18 protein-coding genes are annotated in these 18,772 nt (G+C 61.8%); 9 read left to right on the top strand and 9 right to left on the bottom strand.

What is annotated here, in order from left to right; translation table 11 throughout:
- The first annotated feature begins 47 nt into the window (after window positions 1-47).
- The 5 genes from D0B32_RS05330 (at window position 48) to D0B32_RS05310 (ending at window position 5,069) form a co-directional block, all read left to right on the top strand.
- Window positions 48-1,175, top strand: a complete 1,128-nt coding sequence (locus D0B32_RS05330) for a Gfo/Idh/MocA family protein (RefSeq protein WP_117332601.1) — start codon at window positions 48-50, stop codon at window positions 1,173-1,175.
- A complete protein-coding gene (locus D0B32_RS05325; protein ID WP_220444901.1) occupies window positions 1,168-1,848 on the top strand; it encodes a ThuA domain-containing protein in 681 nt (226 codons plus the stop codon). The genes D0B32_RS05330 and D0B32_RS05325 overlap by 8 nt, the downstream gene beginning before the upstream one ends.
- Window positions 1,849-2,113: 265 nt before the next feature.
- Entirely contained in the window at window positions 2,114-3,196 is a 1,083-nt protein-coding gene (locus D0B32_RS05320) for an acyltransferase (RefSeq protein ID WP_117332600.1), read from the top strand.
- A gap of 102 nt (window positions 3,197-3,298) precedes the next feature.
- Window positions 3,299-4,141: a hypothetical protein gene (locus D0B32_RS05315; RefSeq protein ID WP_147329497.1), complete on the top strand. Its 843-nt coding sequence runs from the start codon at window positions 3,299-3,301 to the stop codon at window positions 4,139-4,141.
- A gap of 175 nt (window positions 4,142-4,316) precedes the next feature.
- Entirely contained in the window at window positions 4,317-5,069 is a 753-nt protein-coding gene (locus D0B32_RS05310) for a phosphate/phosphite/phosphonate ABC transporter substrate-binding protein (RefSeq protein ID WP_117332598.1), read from the top strand.
- A 10-nt stretch (window positions 5,070-5,079) separates the two neighbouring features.
- On the opposite strand, the gene D0B32_RS05305 is transcribed toward D0B32_RS05310, so the two are convergent.
- Together D0B32_RS05305 and D0B32_RS05300 are read right to left on the bottom strand one after the other, a co-directional pair.
- Entirely contained in the window at window positions 5,080-5,916 is an 837-nt protein-coding gene (locus D0B32_RS05305; protein WP_117333468.1) for an AraC family transcriptional regulator, read from the bottom strand.
- Window positions 5,917-6,041: 125 nt separating this feature from the next.
- Window positions 6,042-6,494 carry a DUF2000 domain-containing protein gene (locus tag D0B32_RS05300; RefSeq protein WP_117332597.1) on the bottom strand — a complete coding sequence of 151 codons (453 nt, stop codon included), beginning with the start codon at window positions 6,492-6,494 and terminating at the stop codon, window positions 6,042-6,044.
- A 193-nt stretch (window positions 6,495-6,687) separates the two neighbouring features.
- Between D0B32_RS05300 and D0B32_RS05295 the strand changes: the two genes are divergently transcribed.
- A complete protein-coding gene (locus D0B32_RS05295; protein WP_117332596.1) occupies window positions 6,688-7,089 on the top strand; it encodes a hypothetical protein in 402 nt (133 codons plus the stop codon).
- A gap of 53 nt (window positions 7,090-7,142) precedes the next feature.
- Here D0B32_RS05295 and D0B32_RS05290 read toward each other — a convergent pair whose 3' ends face one another.
- The 3 genes from D0B32_RS05290 to D0B32_RS05280 all read right to left on the bottom strand — a co-directional run bounded on the left by D0B32_RS05290 (window position 7,143) and on the right by D0B32_RS05280 (window position 10,483).
- The gene (locus D0B32_RS05290; protein WP_117332595.1) at window positions 7,143-8,606 is read right to left on the bottom strand and encodes a YncE family protein; all 1,464 of its coding nucleotides are present in this window, start codon (window positions 8,604-8,606) and stop codon (window positions 7,143-7,145) included.
- A gap of 50 nt (window positions 8,607-8,656) precedes the next feature.
- Complete coding sequence (locus D0B32_RS05285) at window positions 8,657-9,145, bottom strand: DUF305 domain-containing protein (RefSeq protein WP_117332594.1); 489 nt, start codon at window positions 9,143-9,145, stop codon at window positions 8,657-8,659.
- 213 nt (window positions 9,146-9,358) lie between these two features.
- Window positions 9,359-10,483 (bottom strand): branched-chain amino acid ABC transporter substrate-binding protein, encoded by a 1,125-nt coding sequence (locus D0B32_RS05280; RefSeq protein ID WP_117332593.1) that lies wholly within the window; start codon window positions 10,481-10,483, stop codon window positions 9,359-9,361.
- Between the two features lie 313 nt (window positions 10,484-10,796).
- Between D0B32_RS05280 and D0B32_RS05275 the strand changes: the two genes are divergently transcribed.
- The 3 genes from D0B32_RS05275 to D0B32_RS05265 all read left to right on the top strand — a co-directional run bounded on the left by D0B32_RS05275 (window position 10,797) and on the right by D0B32_RS05265 (window position 14,398).
- A complete protein-coding gene (locus D0B32_RS05275; RefSeq protein WP_117332592.1) occupies window positions 10,797-11,879 on the top strand; it encodes a GlxA family transcriptional regulator in 1,083 nt (360 codons plus the stop codon).
- A 183-nt stretch (window positions 11,880-12,062) separates the two neighbouring features.
- On the top strand, window positions 12,063-13,340 hold the full coding sequence (locus D0B32_RS05270; protein WP_117332591.1) for a D-amino acid dehydrogenase: 1,278 nt from the start codon (window positions 12,063-12,065) through the stop codon (window positions 13,338-13,340).
- A 65-nt stretch (window positions 13,341-13,405) separates the two neighbouring features.
- Window positions 13,406-14,398, top strand: coding sequence for an asparaginase (locus D0B32_RS05265; protein ID WP_117332590.1), 993 nt, complete (start codon window positions 13,406-13,408; stop codon window positions 14,396-14,398).
- A gap of 66 nt (window positions 14,399-14,464) precedes the next feature.
- Here D0B32_RS05265 and D0B32_RS05260 read toward each other — a convergent pair whose 3' ends face one another.
- The 4 genes from D0B32_RS05260 to D0B32_RS05245 are packed head-to-tail and all read right to left on the bottom strand — an operon-like array spanning window position 14,465 to window position 18,588.
- Entirely contained in the window at window positions 14,465-15,514 is a 1,050-nt protein-coding gene (locus tag D0B32_RS05260) for a lysylphosphatidylglycerol synthase domain-containing protein (protein ID WP_404935519.1), read from the bottom strand.
- A 1-nt stretch (window position 15,515) separates the two neighbouring features.
- A complete protein-coding gene (gene hpnI, locus D0B32_RS05255) occupies window positions 15,516-16,751 on the bottom strand; it encodes a bacteriohopanetetrol glucosamine biosynthesis glycosyltransferase HpnI (protein WP_117332588.1) in 1,236 nt (411 codons plus the stop codon).
- 7 nt (window positions 16,752-16,758) lie between these two features.
- Entirely contained in the window at window positions 16,759-18,180 is a 1,422-nt protein-coding gene (hpnJ, locus tag D0B32_RS05250; protein WP_117332587.1) for a hopanoid biosynthesis associated radical SAM protein HpnJ, read from the bottom strand.
- 57 nt (window positions 18,181-18,237) lie between these two features.
- Window positions 18,238-18,588: a hypothetical protein gene (locus D0B32_RS05245; RefSeq protein WP_147329496.1), complete on the bottom strand. Its 351-nt coding sequence runs from the start codon at window positions 18,586-18,588 to the stop codon at window positions 18,238-18,240.
- Between the last annotated feature and the right edge of the window lie 184 nt (window positions 18,589-18,772).

Here is an 18,772-nt window from a genome sequence, read left to right as displayed (position 1 = left end):
ATCGCCCCACTGCTGGGCACCTGTTCACTCGTTCGAGGCAACGCCCTATGACTTCAGCATCACAACACAAGCTGCGCGTCGCGGTGGTTGGCTGCGGCTATATCAGCGACATCTATCTGACCAACCTCGTGAAATTCGCCGCCGTCGAAGTCTGTGCGGTCGCCGATCTGGATATGGAGCGCGCGCGGGCATCGGCACAGCGGCACGGCGTGGCGCGGGTCGTGACCACCGACGCCGTGTATGACGACGCGGGCATCGACCTGATCCTCAATCTCACGCAGCCGGCCCAGCATGCAGAGGTGGCGCGCCGCGCACTGCAATCCGGCAAGCACGTCTACAACGAAAAGCCGCTCACGCTCGACCTCGGCGAAGCACGCGGCCTGCTCGAAACGGCCCGCTCCGCCGGCCTGAAAATCTGCTGCGCACCGGATACGGTGCTTGGTGCAGGCATCCAGACGTGCCGCCAGTTGATCGACAGCGGCGCCATTGGCGAGCCCATCGCCGCGACTGCGTTCATGACCAACCACGGCCATGAACGCTGGCATCCTGACCCGGCCTTCTATTACCAGCCAGGCGCCGGCCCGATGTTCGACATGGGACCGTATTACCTGAGCGCGCTCGTCAATCTGATTGGGCCGATTGATTCTGTGTCGGCATTTGCGCGCGCGAGTTTTCCTGAACGCGTGATTGGCAGCAAGCCGAAACGCGGTGAACGGATTCAGGTGAATACGCCGACCCACGTGGCTGGTCAGATGCAGTTCGATAACGGCGCCATCGGCACGATTGTCACGAGCTTCGATATCTGGGGCGCCAAACTGCCCTTCATCGAAGTGCATGGCACCGAAGGCAGTCTGAGCGTGCCGGATCCCAACACGTTCGGTGGACCCGTGAGCCTGAAGGTTCGCGACGGCGACTGGACCGACGTGCCGCTCTCGCATCCTTATCACGAGAACACCCGTGGTCTTGGCATCGCCGACCTGGCGCAGGCGCTCCAGAGCGGTGCACAACCGCGCACGGATGGCGAGATCGGTTATCACGTGCTGGAGGTCATGCACGGCTTTCTCGCCGCGGCGACTCGACGTCAGACCGTTTCGATCGAAAGCACCTTCCAACGGCCCGCACCGATGTCGGAGCAGCCCCTGACGATGAACAGCGAGGGAATCACCCATGCCTGAAAACAACCACGCATCACGCCGCTCGGCATTGATGGTCTGGGGCGGTTGGGACGGCCACGAGCCGCGCCTCACCACTGAACGCTTCGCGGGACTGCTCGAACAGCAAGGATTCGCGGTGGAAGTTCACGACGACCTCGACGTGTACCTCGATCGCGAGCGTCTCGCGAAGCAAAGTCTCATTGTGAACTGCTTCACGATGGGCCAACTGGACAAAACCCACAGCGCGAACCTGCTCGCAGCCGTTCGTGATGGTGTCGGCTTTGGCGGCTGGCACGGCGGCGCCGGCGATGCCTTCCGCGCGAATCCAGACTATCAGTTCATGGTGGGCGGTCAATGGGTGGCGCATCCGGGCAACATCGTGGACTACACCGTGCAGATCACCGCACCGGATGACCCCGTGGTTGCCGGACTTTCGAACTTCGCGATGCATTCCGAGCAGTACTTCATGCATTTCGATCCGAGCAACGAGGTGCTCGCGACCACCTGTTTCGACGGGCCGTATGTGCGGGAACACGAACCCCAGGTTACGGGCGTCGTCATGCCGGTGGCGTGGAAACGCACGTGGGGTAAAGGCAGGGTGTTCTATTCATCGCTCGGTCACGTGAATACGGATTTCGAAGTGCCGGAGGCGCGTGAAATCATGTTGCGTGGGTTGCTTTGGGCTGCGCGCTAAAAGCGGAATGCGAAGTAAGCGCGTTACGGTTTGCACATTCCTTTTAATCGTGACGCGCGTTCGCACAACGCGTAGGCCATTCGACTCCTGCAGATCTGTTGTCGCGCTTTACATCCCGCGATTCCCATCACGCGTACTACTTGAATCGTGAAGACACTCTAACGTGCTTTAGTGGTCCAGGTCACAGATCGTCCTGAGAGCCGGAATAATAATCTGCTCTCCTGAACGGTGCGATTTCCGTACTGGTTTAACGCCGGGGGAATCAATGGATCATGAGAGCCGTTATGCGCAGCTCGACGCATTACGTGGAGTCGCTGCTTTAACAGTTGTTTTTTCTCATTTCACCTTGCTCACGCCGTTACTCGGCCTGCGCCATACTCCGCTAAGGTTGATCTGCGGAGGTCATGAAGCTGTCATCCTTTTCTTCGTGCTAAGCGGTTTCGTGCTCACCTTGCAACTTGCGCGAGCACGAAGTCCCAGCTTTGGTGAATTTATCGTGCGGCGAATCTGCCGCATCTATCTTCCCTATCTAGGTGCGGTGTGTCTCGCCTATGCATTGTATGTCCTCGTCTTTGCAGGCAGCGTAAATTGGGCGGGCGAGTGGTTCAACGCGAGTTGGCCGACAACGCTGAATAACGCTGACCTGGTCAAACATATACTGTTCGTTCCGCCTTTTCAGTCCGATCGACTCGACCCCGTCGTCTGGTCGCTCGTCTATGAAATGCGAATTTCCCTTGTCTTCATGCCAGTCGCGTTCCTCGCGACCAATTATCCAACCCGCTGGTCGATTCTCGCTGCGGGTGCGGGGTCGATAGCCGTCTGCGCGCTTGCGATACACCGCAATCATCCGGTCATACAGGCGAGCGTCGCAACCGAATGGCTGCCTACGGTGCACTATCTCTTCATGTTCGTAGCGGGCGCTGCATTAGCCGTGCGTCGCAACGAGATTTCCGCCGTTTTAGGGGGAATGGCTGTAAGCACTCGCATGGCACTGGTTGCGAGTTCGCTTGCCTTATACGTTGCAGCACGCCCAATTTCGTTTCTGGTGCACGGCGTACTCAGCGACTATCTGTTCGACTGGTTAGTGTTGAGTGCGGTGTGCGGAATCATTGCCTGCGCGATCGGCATCGCGCCGTTTGCAAACGTTCTGCTTACGAAGCCACTAACGTTTATCGGCAGAATCTCATACAGTCTCTATCTGTTGCACGCGATTGTGCTGCTAGGCGTGGTTCATGTTTTTGGTCGCTTCGGGCCGGTCGTGTCGCTGACCATTGCTGCACTGATGATCGTGCCAGTGAGTTACCTCAGCTACGTTTGTCTTGAGCAACCCGGCATTCGCCTCGGGTGAGCACTCGCGCGAAAGCTGTCAGCCTGGCAGTCATTGCATGCATGGCCTGACACGTCCGCCAAAGTGATAGGGCTTGCGGCTTTGACGCTCGGTGTCGTTTTCATGAGTCCGGGTGTGCGGCCACAGGCGGGAGCGCTAAAGCAACCTATCGACGCGTGGGGCGACTCGCTAACCTCCGGGACGCTCGGCATCGGCGGTCTGCCAGGCACCTGGCCCTATCAGTTATCAACACTGCTCGACGGTCGGCAAGTGCGGAATTTCGGCGTATCGGGGCAGACATCGGATTCCATCGCCGCTCGACAGGGAGCGGTCCAACCGCACCTGGCCGTAACGGGCAACCAGTTACCTGCGGCGGGTCCGATTCCCGTCACGATCACCAACGGTGTACCCATTCCCGGCGCGGGAACCGGCGAGGTTCACGGAACGCTTGACGGCACGTCTGGAAAGCTTGCTTATACGCCCGACTACCACCATGTTTTCATCCGCGATTCTGAAGGTGCCCCGATCCATGTCCCACCGGACAGCCCCTTTTTAGTCGATGACTACAGCGGCGATATCAATGTGATCTGGGCCGGACGCAATGACATCAACACCTTGCAGACCGGTTCGACCATCAGCAACATCGCGCGCATGGCCGCGCACGTCAAGCGCGGACGCTACATCATTCTGTCGATTCTGAATGGCGCTGGCGAGGGGAGTGGCACTGAGAAGTACGACAGGGTCATTTCTCTCAATCAGCAACTCGCCGAACGGTTTCCAGACAACTTCATCGACATCAGGACGGTTCTGGTGGATGACGCCAACGATACCGCTACCGACCAGATGGATCGCGCTGCCGATATCGTACCAACCTCGTTACGCGTAGATACCCAGCATCTTTCGGCAGGCGGTTATCGAATCGTTGCACAGCACGTTGCAACGTTTATCCAGAATCACGGCTGGTAGTGCCTGATTCACGGCTGGTAGTGCCTGATGACGCCCGACTTTGCGACCACCCCAACCCTGCATTCCCGCAAAACGCAGATCGTTCCCGCCATCCCCGTTTTGACGATCCGCATAAGATGACAGGTCCCGGATCGAACAGGTCGGCCTGATTCTTCACATCGCGAGGGTGGCAGCCATGACAGCGCAGAGTCTGACGTTTCTTCTGAACAGGAATCTGGATTTCCCCGTCACCCATGAACCGTGGACGAGCCTGCTTGCCAGGGCCGGTATGAACGCCGAGGTGACCACGGACATTCCCAGGATGAACCAGATGATTGCGGACGGCAGCCCGGATATGGCCTATGTGCCTGGCGCCGGCTTCTGCGTCATGATGAAAAAAGGCAATCCGCACTATCGCGGCCTTGTCATCGCCACATCGAAGTTTACCGGCCAGCCCGCTCAACGCACACTGCTCGTCGTTCGTCAGGATGACCAGGCAAATAGCTTTGACGACCTGGAAGGATCAACCTATGCCTATCTGAACCGATCCTGCTCTTCGAGCTTTTTCCCGCCAGCGATCATGCTGCATGAGAGAGGCAAGAAGCTTGAAACCTTCTTCGACCTCAAGCAGGTGGCCGGATGGCAGGACCGGGTGGATGCCGTCGTCGCGAAGTCGGTTCGCGCAACGATGATTCTGGAAGACGTCTGGAAGATGACGCCGCAGAACGCGCAGACCACCAAAGTCATCGGCCAGTACGACAGTTGCGTCCCGGCGGTTCTGGTGGTGCGCAAGGATCTCCATGCCGACATCGTGGCAACCTTCAAGGATCATCTCTTGAGCTACATACCGGACTGGAACAACGTCTATGGCGCGTTTCGTCCGTTTTACTTTGCCGATATCCAGACCTTTTACCATCAGCTTTGCCAGTTGCCTGACGACGAGGTCTGACTCAAAGCGCTCAGGATGAAAACGCCGCCTGATAGACTTTCGGCGTCACCCCTGTCTGCTGCTTGAAGACTCGCGTGAAGTGCGGCTGGTCGGCGAAACCCATGCGCGCGCTCACCTCGGCAATGGCGCGGCCGCTGCGCAGCAAGGGCATGGCGCTGCGCACGCGCTCCTGCTGCTGGAAGGCATGCGGGCTCAAGCCTGCTTCGCGCACGAAGGCACGCAGCAACACGAACGGCGTCGTACCAAACTCGCTCGCTAAGGTCGACAACGTTGGATGCGCGTCCAGTTCGTCGCGCAGACGGGACTTCACCGCGCGCACCAGAGCCGGCTCGCTGCGTACCACCGGTAATGCGGCTACGTTAACCGCGTGCCGCGTGTGCAGCCCGATAACCGCCGCGGCCAGCGTTTCGCTGCGCTTGAAGCGGTCCTCGTTCACCTCGGAACACCAGTTCACGCCGTAGAGCTGCCTTGATAGTGCGGCGTCGGTGACGAACGGACCCGCCACATCGAATCGCTCGCGGCGCGCAATGCCAAGTGTCTCGCAGTAGTCGGCGAGCGCGGCCGGCTGCACATGGGCCACGCGCATTTTCCATTGCCCATCGCCGGCGGCTGAACCGGCATGCACGGTGTCCGCGTTGATGACAATCACGTCGCCACGGCGACACACGCGTCGCTGGTCTTGCGCTTCCACCGCCAGCGCCCCGCCCGTGATCACCGCGAGGCAATGCGTGTCGTGCGCGTGCGGCGGATAGCGATGTCCGACGAAACTGCCTTTCAGCATGACGGCGTCCATGACGTCCGGCGCGTGCCATAGCTTGATGGACCTCGTCGCTCCAGTGAGATTCATGGTGAGGCGGCTCATGCGTGTAACGGAATCCAGTCATATTGCCATAGCTGCGGTTCGGGCATGCGTGGGGCCTCGGCGAACTGCATCCATTTCTTTCGCGGCCGCATCGTGGCGCCCTCACGCTCTCATGCGAACAAGGCGAAGCTGCCCACCAGTTTGCCCACCTTTTTCCGCGGACCCACGAGTCCAATTGCCAGGTACTGGAGAGAATCGCCTGGCAACGCGCGCACTGCCTGTAGAAAGGCGTCGTAGTCGACGGTGGCCTGGCCTTGCACCGGGAAGTCGACCACGTCGCAGAACGGCACGGATTTCCGGCGGAGCGCGCTCAACTGGTCAGCGGTCGCTTTAAGCACCGGAATGCCAATGGGGATCAAACCAGGGTGTGCCGTACCGTCCTGTTCCTGCAACGGCGCGCCGACGAGCGGCGCGTGACGCTGCCCCAGCGTAAACGCCACGACCGCGGCCGCGTTCGCGGCTTTGCCTGGCGCCAGTGTTTCATCCACGACGATGACGCAGCGCACCGGGTCGGTAAGCGTTTCATTGGCGGGGGCGTCGCCTGATTCGTTCTGCAACAACACAGCATTTCTCCGAAAATGAACGGTAGAGAAATGCTAAGGATCTGCGGGCCAAAAGTATTGAACGATCTTGCAGCGTGCCAGCGCTGCAGCGGCCCCTCCCGCCCCGCCGCCCATGCCAATCCGCGCCCCAATTCCCAGGCTCGCGCCTTGCTGGCATGGCTGTCACGAATCATCACTGATCGAGGAGTACGCAATGAGCGAACAACAAGGCTTAAAGCGGGTGCTGTTCGTCGGCCAGGAGCCTGAGACCGTCGACTTCTCAGACCCAGCGTTACCGCCCGGAATGGACGCAGCGAAAATCCATGCCGGCATTTCGACGGGCATGGAGCAAATGAAGGCGCAGGGTTGGCACGCCGATCTCTGTCTGGTGAAACCGGATGACAGCGCGCGTGTCGCGCTCGAGCGTCAGCTAACAAACACGCCCTACGATTGTGTCGTGATTGGTGGCGGCATCCGCATTCCGCCGAACAGCCTGCTGCTCTTCGAGACGCTCCTCAATACCATTCACCGCCACGCACCCGACGCATCCATCGCCTTCAATACGCGCCCTGAAGATACCGCGGAGGCCGCGGCGCGCTGGCTCGGCAATCAATGACAGCGCGTTGTTCACACCGACGAAAGCAACCACTTCGGACTACGGAACAACCGCTATTGCGTCTGTATCTGCGCAACCGCTGCATTCGCATCGCCATCCGGCACGATCACCAGGTAACGGCGCTTGACTGCCTCGGTGCTATCTGGCGAAACGATTTGCCGGATCTGCCCAATGGTATCGACGATAGCCGATCCCGCTGGATTGGTCACGAAATGGGCGAGCGCGTCGATGGCGCCGCTGCCGTCCGCTGCATCACTCAATCCGAGCGTGTAATGCTGTTTCGGTTTGAGCCCGGTGACGGCCGCCTGGAGCACCTGCACCACGCCCTGGTCGAACAGCACGACGGTCGTCGCGGGTCCCGCGCCTTTATCCGCGCCCACCGTCGACAAGGTCAGGTGCGCGGCCTGTCCCGAGAGGCCGAGCGGTTGCAGGTTCTGGGTCGAGTCATCGCCTGACGTCACCGCATTTGGCACATAGGCAATCGCCTGGGGCGCCTGGCCGATCGGGACATTCGCGACCACCTGATTGGTCGAGGTGTCGATGGCCGTCATGGTGTCGGCGTTTTCGAGCCCGACGTAAATGCGCGATCCATCGCCCGATGGCCAGACACCGTGCGGCATGTCGCCCACGGGGATGGTCGCGACCAGCTGGAAGTTGTCGGTCCGATAGACCTTGACCGCGTTGAGACCGCCCACCGTGATATAGGCGAAGGTGCCGTTGGCGTTCGTCGCAAAGTTGACGTGGTTGGTAATCGGTCCGGTCTCCAGTGTCGTGATGAGCGAGAACGGCGGGTGCGCGTCGAACACCTGGGTCTTGCCGGTGTCCTTCAGCGTGAACCAGACCTGCTTGCCGTCAGGCGTCGCGGCAATGTTGGGACAGAAAGGGCTCGCCTGCGTCACCCGGCCCACCATCTTGTGCGTTGCGACCGCAACGACATCCACTTCCGGATTGAACGACGAACAGATATAGCCGTACTTGCCGTTCGGCGAGAAGATCGTCATGCCGGGGCCGGCCATCGTAGTGATGCGCAGTTTCTCCGCGTAAGTTTTCGCGTCGAGCACGTCGACGTAGTTCTCCCCGCGTACCGTTACCCACACTTCGCGACCATCAGGGGTATAGAAGGCCTCATGCGGCGACCTGCCTACATAACTAGTGTGCTTCACCGTATTGGTTTGCGTGTCGATGAAGGTCACGGAGTTCGACCCAATCGCGACCACGGCGAGCGTATGGTGATCCGGCGAGAACCCCATGCCATGCACCAGTACCTGGCCCTTGTAGAGCGGACTGAAATTCGTCGGCGACGGATCGCCAAGCCGGATCACGCCAAGCAATCTGTTCTCGCTCGGATCGATCACGGAAACCGTGTTCGAAAACTGTTCGGCGGCGTAGACGCGATCGTGGTTGCTCACCGGCACGTCCGGCTGCGACGCAGCGCCCGGCGCCTGGCCTGCATCAGCCAGCGGAATGGCAAGGGCCGTCGCGGCGGCGGCGATCAGCGTAGCGAAAGTGCGCGTCATGGCGAAGCCTCCAGGCAAAGCATAAGAAGAAAATGCGCGGGAAAGATGGCTTACTTGTCCTGCTTGGGCATGGGCATCTGCATCTGCATTTCATTGCGCTGGCCGGACGCATCGCTGCCTTGCGGCATCTGCGTCGGTGCTGGGGCGGACGGGGGCGGCGGCTGCCCGATGGCAACGCTCATCGCGGTGATTTCCTGCTGCTGGTCGACGATGATTTCCTGGGCGATCCGGCGCAGCTGTTCGTTATGGCCGTAGCGCAGTTCCGCTTGCGCCATGTCGATGGCACCCTGATGATGCGGCTGCATCATCGCAACGAAATCCCGGTCGACGTCGCCGGTTGGCTGCACGCTCATGTGATTCATCATCGTCGTCATGGCCTTGTTGTTGTCGGCCATGAACGACGCTTCATGCGGATCGGGCGCGACGCTCTGGGCGCACGCCGGAGAGGCTGTCCATCCAACGCCTGCCACGATGGATAGCGTTGCGCAGATCAATTGCACGTGAAAGGGAACTGCAAAGGAGCGCTCGTTATTGTTCATTTTTGACTTTCCGATGCCACGAAAAAGGCCGCGCTTGCCAGATGCGAAGCCGCCATTCGTATAGAGAATGCCGGCTTCGCGCCTCTGCTATTGCGTCGAATTGTGTACCGTAAGTCGTCTTTGCATTTTTTGCAAAGGAATCTTTGCTGAGTCCCCCGGTCTGCAAGCACGCACGTTGCCCGCAGACCTGCGTTTGCGTTCGAGCTTGCAGGCTTATTTCTCGACCACCCCGAGCAGCGCCTGCTTGCCGTCCACATACTTGTAGAGCGAAATCACGCCATGCCGCAGGTCGCCCTTCGCATCGAACTGGGTTCGGCCAAGCACGCCCTCATGGTCGGTTGCGGGTATCGCGGCGAGGATTTTCGCGGCATCGGTGGATTGCGCACGCTTCATCGCATCGACGATCACGCCCACCGCATCGTAGGCAAACGGTGAATTCAGAACCGGCGCGTAGCCAAAGCGCTTCTGATAGCGCTCGACGAACGCCGGGCCGCCGGCCATCTTCAGCAAGGGCGCGCCGGCAATCGAGCAGATCACGTCATCGGCTGCGTCGCCGGCCAGTTTGGCGAGGTCGTCGGCACACAGGCCGTCACCGGCCAGCACTTTCGCCGTAATGCCCAACTGCTTCGCCTGCTTGGCGAACGGGCCGCCCGTGCCATCGAGTCCGCCATACATGATCGCGTCCGGCTTTTCGCCTTTGATCTTGGTGAGAATCGCGCGGAAATCGACGGCTTTGTCGGTGCTCGCATCGTGCGACAGCACGGTGATGCCGTCCGCTTTCGCCTGCTTTTCGAATTCGCTGGCCAGGCCCTGACCATATGCGGTCGAGTCGTCGACGATCGCGATCGTCTTGACCTTCAGCGTTTTCGCCGCGTAGTCGGCAAGCGTCGGGCCTTGCTGCGCGTCGGTCGCCACGACCCGATAGGCAGTCTTGAAGCCTTGCTGCGTGTACGCCGGATTGGTGGCGGACGGCGACACCTGCACGATGCCTGCGTCGCTGTAGATCTTCGACGCCGGAATGGTCGAGCCGGACTGCATGTGGCCGACCACGGCTACCACCTTGTCGTCCACCAGTTTCTGCGCGACCTGGGTGGCCTGACGCGGATCGCCGGCGTCGTCCTGCGCGTCGAACACCAGCGTCACCTTTTGACCGCCGATCACGAGGCCCGTCTGGTTGATCTCCTCGATGGCGAGGCGCGCGCCGTTCTCGGTGTCCTTGCCGAGATACGAAGCCGGTCCCGTCACGGGCGCGGCCTCGCCGATCTTCACCATTTCGTCGGCCCGGGCGACGCTCCCGGCGGCCGCGGCCAACGTGCCCAGAATGCCGACTGTCGCCATGCGGCGACCCAAGGCTGTGCTTTTGCTCATGCTTCACCCGAAAAGTTGTGGTTGGCCGGAACGAACGGCAGCCGCCGTCCACCGTCGGCACACCGCGTCGCCTTGCAAGACGCCCGGTGTGCCTGCTGCCTTCGTCCGAGGGTTCGCACCCAAAGCGCGCTTTCGTTCGTTAGCAGGCTTGAATTTAGGTAGCCACAATCGGTTCGGATTGCATCGATCTGCCGGAAAATAGAAGAATTGCGGCAAGCCCGCATGGCGCTGGTTTACCCATGCGCCGCCGTATAATTCACCGCACTGACTCTGGAGTTCGCCCATGCGTGTTGCCGACGATGCCAACCGTGCAAGCCGTTCCGCGCAGCAACTGGTCGAACGGCTGGATGCGTCGCCACGCACGGTTCAGGTTCGCCCGGGCCGTTCGGGCGCGGAACTGAGCGTCGGCATTCTGCTGTGGCCGCGCTTTCCCATGCTCTCGCTCGGCGGGCTGTGCGACGCACTGCGTCACGCGGCGGACCGCGGCGATCAGAGCCGCCAGTTGCGCTGCCTGTGGACCATCGTGGGGGCGCAGGGCGAATCCATCGAAGCGAGTTGCGGCATCCCGGTGCAGGCGCAATCCACCTTTCCGGACGTCGCGCAATTCGACTATCTGGTGGTGATCGGCGGCCTGCTGCCGTATCTCGACCATGTGGACCGGCGCTACTGGGACTATCTGAAACAGGCCGCCGCCAGCGGCATTCCGCTGGTCGGCATCTGCACCGGCAGCTTCGTGCTGGCGCGCGCGGGGCTGATGGACAACCACGTGGCCTGCGTGCACAGCTTCCACCTCGACGATTACCGCCGCATGTTCCCCACCCTGCGCGTGGCGACGCACGCCGACTATCTGATCGACGGCGCACGTATCACCTGCGCGGGCGGCATTTCCGTGGTGGAAATGGCCACCCGCCTGATCAGTCTGCACTGCGGGCCTGACCGTGCGTCGAAGGTGATCCATCAGATGACTGTGAGCCGCCAGGGCGGCTCGTCTTTCGTCGAGCGGCGCGCGGCGCTCGGCTACCTCTCGGTCGAAGACGCCGCAGTGCGCCACGCGGTGTTATTGATGGAAGAAAACTTCGAGGCGCCGCTCAATATCGCGGTCATTGCGAAGATGATCGGCACCAGCGTGCGCAATCTCGAACGCTCGTTCATGGCGGAGATGAACGCCTCGCCCAACGAGTTTTACCGGCGCATGCGCTTGCGATATGCGCGCTGGATGCTCGTCAATACCAGCCGCAAGATCACCGACATCGGCTACGAATGCGGTTTCGCAGACGCCGCGCATTTCATCCGCGTGTTTCGCGAGGCGTATGGCGTGACGCCCGGCAAGTTGCGCGCGCCGCGCAGCACGAGCGCTGCCGCCTGAAACCTGCGGTCGACCGCGTGGCGGGCGTCACGTTTGGCCCGCACCTGTCGCGATTCTTCTACTTTGCGGCAGATCGATGCAATCCACCGTACCGGCGACGCCGTACATTGGATGCAACGGGCCGGGGACGTATCCACGCCAGCCGGCCGTCCTTATCACCCGAAACCAGGCGAGCACGGCAGTATGCGGATATTGATTCTCGGGGCAGGCGTGATTGGTCTGTCGAGTGCGTATTACCTGAGCCGGGCCGGACACGAAGTCACGGTTGCGGACCGGCATGCGCAAGTCGCGAGCGAAACCAGCGGCGGCAACGGCGGCCAGTTGTCGTATAGCTACGTCGCGCCGCTCGCCGGGCCCGGCGTGGTGTCGAAGCTGCCGCGCTGGCTCACGCGCCGCGATTCGCCGGTGCGCTTTCGCCCGCAGCTGAGCCTCGAGCAGTGGCGCTGGTGTTTCAGTTTTCTCTCGGCATGCACGCGCCAACAGAGCGAACTCACCATCCGTCAATTGCTGCCGCTGGCGTTTTTGAGCCGCACGCTGCTGCACGAACTGATCGCCGCCGAACCCTCACTCGACTTCGACTTCACCCGCTCCGGCAAGCTCGTGCTGCATCGTGACCCGGACGCCATGCAAAGCGCAGTCGGCCTGCTCGACTTCCAGCGTTCGCTCGGCTGCGACCAGCAGGCCTTGAGCGCCGACGCCTGTATCGAACTGGAACCCACCCTCGCACATCTGCGGCCTTTGCTCGCTGGTGGAATCCACACGGCGAGCGAGGACACCGCCGATTGCCAACGCTTCTGCAAGGGCCTCGAAACGGTGCTGCGTGCGCGCGGCGTGCAGTTTCTGCTGGGCACGAGAATCGATGCCCTCAAACCGGATTCGAGCGGCCGTATCGAAGCCTGGAGCGGCGGCGCGCCGCTCGCGTCGGAGCACATCGTGGTTGCCTCTGGCGCGGCGACGGCCGAGTTGCTCAAGCCGGCGAGCATTCACGTGCCGGTCTATCCGCTCAAGGGGTACAGCCTGACCTTCGATCTGCAGGCGCACACGCCCGCGCCACACCTCAGCGTGACCGACTTCAGCCGCAAGGTGGTGTACGCGCGGCTGGGCGAGCGCCTGCGGGTGGCGGGCATTGCCGATATCGACGGCTATTCGCTGGTCCCTGATCCAACCCGGCTGGCGATGCTGCGCGCAGAAGCGGCGGCTCTCTATCCGGAGGCCGTCCATTCCTGCCCGGCGCGCGAATGGATCGGCTTGCGCCCCGCGACGCCGCGCGGTGCGCCGATTGTCGGACGGACGCGTTATCGCAACCTGTGGCTCAACGTCGGTCACGGCGCGCTCGGCTTCACGCTGGCGGCCGGCTCGGCGGCCCTGCTGACGCAGTGGCTCACCCGCAGCGAGGGTCACCGTGATAGCGGCGACGCCCTGGCCGACCGATTGCGCAGCACCTTTGCGCCATCGCGCTGAAGCCACGTGGCCACAAGGGCAACCCGCACCGTGACGAACTCACCCCACCCTACGACCGACCTCGCATGACAGACAAGGCCAACATCGTCGTGATCGGCACCGGCGGCACGATTGCCGGCCAGGGCAAAGCCGCCAGCAACACGTCCGCCTATCTCTGTTCGGTGCTCGGCATCGACGACATTCTCGCGACCATTCCCCATGCGTCCCTGCCCGCGAATCTGCGCGCCGAGCAATTGCTGCAAACCGGTTCGGAGAATTTCGGCAACGCGCATCTGCTCGCCATCGGTCAGCGCGTGTCCACGCTGCTCATGGAGGACGACGTCGACGGCATCGTGATCGCGCATGGCACCGACACCATCGAAGAGACCGCATACTTTCTCCATCTCACGCTCAAGAGCGCCAAGCCAGTGGTGCTGGTTGGCGCAATGCGTCCACCCTCGGCGATGAGTTCCGACGCGGCGCTCAATCTCTACGATGCGATTGCGGTGGCAGCACACCCTGGGTCGGTCGGCATGGGGACGCTGGTTGTCATCAACGACGAGATTCACACCGCGCGCGACGTCGTGAAAAGCAGCAGCTTCAAGATCGAAGCATTCAGTTCTCCGTACGGTCCGCTCGGCTATGTGATAGAAGGCCGCCCGCGCTACTACCGCCATCCAGCGCGCGCCCACACGCTGGCAACGCCGTGGACGGTAGAACGCATCAACTCCCTGCCGCAGGTGGACATCATCTATGCGTACGGTGCGCTGGAACCAGCACTAGTCGATGCACTGGCCGCCCGTGCGCAAGGCCTGATCTTTGCGGGCACCGGCAATGGCAATGTCGCGGCGCATCTGATCGAGCCGCTGCGCGAGGCGGCGCGGCGCGGCGTTCACGTGGTGCGCGCCTCGCGCACCGGCAGCGGTATCGTCCTGCGAAACGGCGCGCAACCCGACGACACCTACGGCTGGCTCGCCGTCGACGATCAGGTGCCCTCCAAAGCCCGCATCCTGCTGATGCTGGCGCTCACGCAAGCGCGCGACTGGCCGTCGTTGCAAGCTGCCTTTGAGCGCTACTGAGTTTGCTGCTGAGTGTGTTACTGAGCGTGCTGCTGCGGGCGCACGAGCCCGCAAACGGCCGCCCGATCAGGCGCGAAAATTCTTCACCTTATGGCTGGCATGCGTCGCGCCGCTACCCGGCGAGCGCACGCCACGCCGCGCGCCGCGGGCATCGCCGGCATATTCGGCCATCTGCCACGCCAGCAGACCCGGCAGAAAGATCAGCAGATCGCGAATGCGCCGGGCGCCCGCCAGCGCGAGACAGATAGCAGGATCGAGACCGAGCGCCCCACCGATCAGAATGAAGCCGCCCTCCTGTACGCCCAGACCACCCGGCACAAAAAACGCGGCACTGCTGATGGCCTGAATCAGCGACTCGATCACCACGGCTTCGGTGAAACTCACCGGCGCGCCGAGAAAATTCAGCGCGAGCCAGATTTCCAGCGCGGTCAATACGCATTGCAGCGGTTGCCAGAAGAACAGATAGCACAGCACCACGCCGCGGCGGCGCCAGATCAGTTTGATCGAACGGTCGATCTGCGCCGACTGACCCACGAGCGCCGCCAGCTTGCCGCTGGTCGCGTGATTCAGCACACGGGTGATGCGTTCGAACGGGCTCGCGTGCTGCACCAGCGAAAACAGCACCAGTAACGGCGTGAGCACCACGATGCCCCAGGCCAGATCGGCGGCGAGGCGCAGCGTGCCCGACGCGGCATGAACGAACAGGAAGCCGATGCCGACCATCGTGAACATCAACTGGCTGATCAGCGTGAGCTGCATATCCACCACGAGACTGGCGGCGGCGGTCGACCCGCGCAGCCCGCGCCGCCGCATGAGGCGGAACGACACGACTTCTCCGCCAATGCGCGCCACCGGCAGCATGCTGTTCACCGATTCGCGGATCCACACCAGCTGCAACATGCCGAGGATGCCGGGCCGGTTTGCACCGCGAATCAAGGTCTGCCAGTCGCGTGCGTTGGCGAGCATCGGCAGCACGTGCGCGAGCCCCGCCAGCACGAGTCCAACGCCGGCGGCACGCATCAGCGCGAGCACGGCGCCGGGGTTGTCGTGGACGACCAGCCACAGCGACGCGATCAAGCCGAGCAGCGCGGCAACACGGCCCAGATGCTTCATCACACTATTTGTCCTGAACCGGCGACAGCCGACCATCGGCGCCTACCGTAAAACTGAAGCCTCGCCAGATCACGCGCGTCGAGAAGAAACTCGCCACGAAGATCAGGAACGACACGATATCCCACAGCGGCAGCACCCACAGATCGCTGTAGTCCTGCCGCAGTGCGTGATCCGACTGCATCATCAAGGCGAGACGCGCAAGCACCGCCGCGCCCACCAGCGGCCATGCCCATGCAGCCCCTCCTGAAAGCGCCGCAGCGAGCAACGCAAACGCGAGCGGATGCATCAACGACGAGCCGAGATGACCCAACGGGTTGATGGTGCGAATGGTACGGCTCCAGCGTAATTCATGCGCGACCAGTTTGGCCACGCTCGACTCGACACAGGCATGCGAGACCGTGAACGGCGGAATGACCACCTTCTCGCCGATCATGCGCACCGCTTCGCCAATGGCGTGATCTTCCGCCAGATGATGCACGAATTGCGCAAAGCCGCCGATCCGCTCGAGTGTCTCGCGCCGCATGGCAATGGTCTGCCCAAAGCACGGCCGCGCCATGCCGAGCGCGAGGCCCGTCACGACACCCGGCAGGAACTGGTAGTTGGTCGCCTTCGCGGAGAGCCGCGGCCAAAATCCCGGATCGGGCTGTCCACGATACACGCATGTGACGAGGCCCACGCCAGGCTTCTGCAATTCGCCGATCACGTTGCGCAGGTAGCGCCGGTCCACGCTGACGTCACTGTCCGCGAACACCAGCACATCGTGCCGCGCTTCGGGCAGCATGTTGAGGATGTTGCTCATCTTGCGGTTGGGCCCGTATAACCGCGCATCGGCCACGACCGTGATGTGCGCCTCGGGATGCAACAGACGCAGTTGTTCGACGGTTTGCAACGCCGGATCTTCCGAGTCGTGCACGCCAAACAGGAATTGCAATGGACCGGGATAGTCCTGCACGCAGAAGCTCGTCAGGTTGGCGAGCAGGGTTTGTTCGTCGCCATGCAGCGGCTTCACGATGGTGACCGGCGGAAAGCTGCTGGGCTCCGAGGTGGCGCGCGCGAAGAACCGCCCGATCAACGCGCCGGCGAGCACCGTATAGGCGACGCCGAGCGCGGCCCCCGTACCGCACAGGTACGCGAGCGCGACGAGAATGAGATGCTCCCCCTGCAGCCGTCCCTCAAAGGCAATCAGGCCGCTGGCAAGAAGGAGACCGATCAGACACACGAGCCACGCGAGCGCCTTCATTGCCGCGTCAGGCTTCGTGCGTGCGCAGGAAGCGGAAGAACTCCACGCCTTCGCGCAGACGCCGCTTCATCATGTCCCAGCTCATCAGCATTTCGCGCACGATCTCCCAGATCTTCGACGGGCGGAAATAGAAGCGCTTATAGAAGCTCTCGACGTGGTGATAAATCTCCTCGCGCGACAGATGCGGATAACCAATCGCCGCCAGTTGCACGCCCTCTTTGCTGACCAGGTTGATGACCTTGTTCTCTTCCATCCAGCCGTTCTCGACCGCCTGTTTGTAGAGCGTGGTGCCCGGATACGGCGCCGCCAGCGACACCTGGATGGTGTGCGGGTTGATTTCCTTGGCGTACTCGATGGTCTTTTCGATGGTTTCCTGCGTCTCGCCCGGCAGCCCCAGAATGAACGTGCCGTGAATCTTGATGCCGAGCTTGCGGCAGTCTTCACTGAAACGGCGCGCGATGTCAGTACGCAAACCCTTCTTGATGTTCAGCAGGATCTGGTCGTCGCCCGACTCGTAGCCCACCAGCAGCAGACGCAGACCGTTTTCCTTCATGATCTTCAGCGTCGCGTACGGCACGTTCGCCTTCGCATTGCAGGACCATGTCACGCCGAGCTTGCCGAGACCGCGTGCGATCTCTTCGACGCGCGGCTTGAAATCGGTGAAGGTGTCGTCGTCGAACATGATCTCCTGCACTTCAGGCATGTTGTCGCGAATCCACTTCACTTCTCTCAGCACGTTTTCCACGGAGCGCGTGCGATAGCGATGACCACCCACCGTCTGCGGCCACAGGCAGAAGGTGCATTTCGAGCGGCAACCGCGGCCCGTATAGATCGACACATACGGATGCTTCAGATAACCGATGAAGTAGTTGTCGATCTTCAGATCGCGCTTGTACACGGGCGCGACGAACGGCAACTGGTCCATGTCTTCGAGAATGGGACGCGCGGCGTTGTGTTCGATCGACCCGTCTGCTGCGCGGTAGCTCAACCCCTGAATCTGCTCGAACGGCGTGCCTGCTGCCACTTCCTGGCAGGTGAAGTCGAATTCCTCGCGGCAGACGAAATCAATCGCTTCACTGGCGGTCAGCGAGTTGTGCGGATCGACCGCCACCTTCGCGCCCACCATGCCGATCAGCACCGAAGGCGCGCGCTTCTTCAGGTCCTCTGCGAACATCGCGTCAGTAGGAAACGAGGGCGTGCTGGTGTGGATGATGACGAGTTCATATTCCTGCGCGATCGCGAGCGTCGCTTCGACGGAAAGCCCATCGGCAGGAGCATCCACCACACGGCTGTCGGGCACCATTGCCGCCGGCTGCGCAAGCCACGTCGGATACCAGAACGAGCGGATTTCACGCTTCGCCTGATAGCGCGAACCCGCGCCGCCGTCGAAGCCATCGTACGAAGGGGCCTGCAAAAACAGCGTTTTCATCAATGCTCCGTCCATTTTTTTGTAAGTAGTGACCGAAACAACATCAGGCCGCCTCCGCTAAGCGGTTGCCCATTCAATCTGCCTGCGACTCAAGCGAAGATGCAGAACCACCAGCGCCCGCACCGGACACACAGCGGAAACCCGCGTCGTCCGGGAGGGCGTGTCGGTGATGGTGGCATGCTCGTGTGACAGTGCCGAGAGGAACGCGACGCGTGCGATCTGCTTGACGACCAGCACGGTAGCGATGATGGTGAGCGCCGCCGCGACACGAAACGGCAACGAGACGAACACGGCCTCGGAAACGCCGAACAGGGCGACCGACAGGAGGGCCATTGTTTGTATCGCCGCCGCGGTCAGGGACGCAATCAGGAGGTAGGCACGCAACATCGCGATCAGGGCGGGTGTCATGGCGCATCTCGTCGATACACGCAGGAAGATATCGAAGGCGCTTTCATTTTCCTTGTGGCGATCGCTGAGCGAATGCATGTGATGGAGTTCACGTCGCGTCCGGGGACATGCAGGGACTCTTGCGGCTGGATGATAGCGAGCCGAACCTGATGAGAACCTTAAGCAGCGAGGCCTATTTTCTTTC

This window comes from Paraburkholderia sp. DHOC27, assembly GCF_003429005.1.
In the GTDB taxonomy this organism is placed as follows: Bacteria; Pseudomonadota; Gammaproteobacteria; order Burkholderiales; family Burkholderiaceae; genus Paraburkholderia.
This window is presented reverse-complemented; position numbering and strand designations above follow the sequence as displayed.

Coding starts and splice junctions, on each gene's coding strand:
- D0B32_RS05330 (WP_117332601.1), top strand. CDS start 48: ATGACTTCAGCATCACAACACAAGCTGCGCGTCGCGGTGGTTGGCTGC.
- D0B32_RS05325 (WP_220444901.1), top strand. CDS start 1,168: ATGCCTGAAAACAACCACGCATCACGCCGCTCGGCATTGATGGTCTGG.
- D0B32_RS05320 (WP_117332600.1), top strand. CDS start 2,114: ATGGATCATGAGAGCCGTTATGCGCAGCTCGACGCATTACGTGGAGTC.
- D0B32_RS05315 (WP_147329497.1), top strand. CDS start 3,299: ATGAGTCCGGGTGTGCGGCCACAGGCGGGAGCGCTAAAGCAACCTATC.
- D0B32_RS05310 (WP_117332598.1), top strand. CDS start 4,317: ATGACAGCGCAGAGTCTGACGTTTCTTCTGAACAGGAATCTGGATTTC.
- D0B32_RS05305 (WP_117333468.1), bottom strand. CDS start 5,916: ATGAATCTCACTGGAGCGACGAGGTCCATCAAGCTATGGCACGCGCCG.
- D0B32_RS05295 (WP_117332596.1), top strand. CDS start 6,688: ATGAGCGAACAACAAGGCTTAAAGCGGGTGCTGTTCGTCGGCCAGGAG.
- D0B32_RS05290 (WP_117332595.1), bottom strand. CDS start 8,606: ATGACGCGCACTTTCGCTACGCTGATCGCCGCCGCCGCGACGGCCCTT.
- D0B32_RS05285 (WP_117332594.1), bottom strand. CDS start 9,145: ATGAACAATAACGAGCGCTCCTTTGCAGTTCCCTTTCACGTGCAATTG.
- D0B32_RS05280 (WP_117332593.1), bottom strand. CDS start 10,483: ATGGCGACAGTCGGCATTCTGGGCACGTTGGCCGCGGCCGCCGGGAGC.
- D0B32_RS05275 (WP_117332592.1), top strand. CDS start 10,797: ATGCGTGTTGCCGACGATGCCAACCGTGCAAGCCGTTCCGCGCAGCAA.
- D0B32_RS05270 (WP_117332591.1), top strand. CDS start 12,063: ATGCGGATATTGATTCTCGGGGCAGGCGTGATTGGTCTGTCGAGTGCG.
- D0B32_RS05265 (WP_117332590.1), top strand. CDS start 13,406: ATGACAGACAAGGCCAACATCGTCGTGATCGGCACCGGCGGCACGATT.
- hpnI (WP_117332588.1), bottom strand. CDS start 16,751: ATGAAGGCGCTCGCGTGGCTCGTGTGTCTGATCGGTCTCCTTCTTGCC.
- hpnJ (WP_117332587.1), bottom strand. CDS start 18,180: ATGAAAACGCTGTTTTTGCAGGCCCCTTCGTACGATGGCTTCGACGGC.
- D0B32_RS05245 (WP_147329496.1), bottom strand. CDS start 18,588: ATGACACCCGCCCTGATCGCGATGTTGCGTGCCTACCTCCTGATTGCG.